This window comes from Gordonia gummivorans (genome assembly GCF_022513585.1).
In the GTDB taxonomy this organism is placed as follows: Bacteria; Actinomycetota; Actinomycetes; order Mycobacteriales; family Mycobacteriaceae; genus Gordonia.
The window spans coordinates 1-1768 of record NZ_JAKWBF010000070.1 but is presented as its reverse complement, the minus strand read 5'-3'; the positions used below and the strand labels follow the sequence as shown (position 1 = coordinate 1768).

Sequence of the window (1768 nt, the reverse complement as noted above, 5' to 3'; positions counted from 1 at the left end):
GTCAACCTCGAAAAAACCATTACCCGACAAAAGCTGAAACCTCCCCGAAGACATTCCCCACCGCCAAACATGCTGGCAGACAACAAGCACAACGGCAGAAAGACGTTCATACCGGCAAACTTGATCCATCCCAGGCTATCCACACCCGCCGATGAACACAACAGCTCCACGCCACCACTTCGCGCCCTTCCGATAGTCGGTATCGTGGAATGTCTATGACCCGCGCCGACATCCGTGAGCAACCGATCGCCTGGCCGAGCTGCACGCTCGGCGGCTGGAGCGCGGCCTGGATCGCCGGCCACTGCTCGCCCGACGAGGTGATCAGTGCGCTCACCTCGACCGCCGGCACGCACGTCGTCGACGACCACACCGGCACCCTCGCCACGGGCGCCAGCGGCGTCCTCGACCTTCTGGCGATGCTCCGCGAGGTGGATGCGCTGGTGGTCCGGCTGCCCGACGCGGGCGACCCCGCGGGACTTCCGCCGGATCCGGCGACGACGGCTGCCTTCGCCGCCGGCGAGGTGCTTCTGGTCCGGGACGAAGCGACGCGCTCATCTGCGGCGGGACCTCTTGCCTTGATTCCGTCGGTCACCGGCGCTCGGCTGTCAGGACCACTCCACATCGACGATGCGGTGTGCCGGTGGGCAATTCACCGATACGAGCGTCCGCTGGATCTCGGCGCGTTGACGAGCGGCGGTCCGTCCGCGGGCGATCTCGAACACGAACTGCGGCAAGCGGTCCGGGATGCGACGGACTTGTTCAGCAATCTCGGCGGCGGGGCCAGGGCGGAACGCATCGGTGACCTTCGCGCGCAACTCATGGCACTGACCGCCCGCCATCATGTGCCGTTGCCGCCGTATGCGGACGCCCGCGCCACGCGGATCGTCGAAACCGCGGCCCGCGTCGAGGCGATCGTCGATCTTGCTGTCGCACAACGGGTCCCGAGTGGCGACAGCGCAGGCCACCTCGATCAGGTGGACTCCGGGCTGCGACGCCTGCTGACCCTCACCCGTACTGCCCGGGCCGCAGCAGTCAACGCGACGATCGCCGAATTGATGCGACCGCCGAGCTGATTGCCCAGACCTGCCGGCCTATTCGGCCAGCTTGGCCACCGCCTGCGCCCAGAGGAAGAACTTGTTGGTGCCGAGATCCTTCACCGTCTTGATGTTGAAGGCGGCCGCGAGGTGCTCGGCATCCGAGTCGCTCACGCCCTGAAGCGACGCGACCGGCGCGTTGGCCAGTTCGTCGATCGGCTTGTCCTCGTATGCCTTGTCGAACTTGTCGGCGAGTGCCATCGTGTGAATCTCCTGTACCTCGGTGTACTTGGGTCACGAAACTGTCATCCGCCGCACAGCGGATGCCCCGACGTGCCCCAGCATGGCACCGGATTCCATCATGCGCCAGGACGTCGCTCAGACCGCCTCGAAGCCCACCACCCGCCAGCTGCGGCGGCGATCGTGGAAGCGGGAAGAGCGCGGCCTCGTCGCAGAAACCGCACTTGTCGCCACAAACCTCAGATGTGGCCACAAACCGCTGGTACGCCTCGGGTTTCTGACCAGACACGCGGTTTCTGACATCGTGCTCGCCGTCGCCATCGCGGCCACCGTCACAGAAACCTCACTCGTAGTCAAAGACCGTCAGCGCTTCCGAAGGTCTCTGACCACAAACGAGGTCCCCGACCCAACGCAGTCCTTGGAACCGGGAACATCGTCGTCGTCGAGCGAATTAACCGCGATCCGCCGCCACAAAAGTAGGGGAAGAAGCTTCT

General features: G+C 65.1%; 3 protein-coding genes. 2 read left to right on the top strand and 1 reads right to left on the bottom strand.

Translation table 11 applies throughout. From position 1 onward, the window contains the following. The first annotated feature begins 215 nt into the window (after nt 1-215). Nucleotides 216-1073, top strand: a complete 858-nt coding sequence (locus tag MKW15_RS24110; RefSeq protein WP_240862910.1) for a serine/threonine protein kinase — start codon at nt 216-218, stop codon at nt 1071-1073. A gap of 18 nt (nt 1074-1091) precedes the next feature. Here MKW15_RS24110 and MKW15_RS24105 read toward each other — a convergent pair whose 3' ends face one another. Continuing rightward, a complete protein-coding gene (locus MKW15_RS24105; RefSeq protein ID WP_240862908.1) occupies nt 1092-1295 on the bottom strand; it encodes a hypothetical protein in 204 nt (67 codons plus the stop codon). An 82-nt stretch (nt 1296-1377) separates the two neighbouring features. On the opposite strand from MKW15_RS24105, the gene MKW15_RS24100 reads away from it, so the two are divergent. Further along, nucleotides 1378-1768 (top strand): hypothetical protein (locus tag MKW15_RS24100; protein WP_240862906.1); only part of this gene is annotated, 391 nt, incomplete at its 3' end.

What these genes read in the sequence shown, in the direction of transcription:
- MKW15_RS24105 (WP_240862908.1), bottom strand. Translation starts at nt 1,295, where the DNA reads ATGGCACTCGCCGACAAGTTCGACAAGGCATACGAGGACAAGCCGATC.
- MKW15_RS24110 (WP_240862910.1), top strand. Translation starts at nt 216, where the DNA reads ATGACCCGCGCCGACATCCGTGAGCAACCGATCGCCTGGCCGAGCTGC.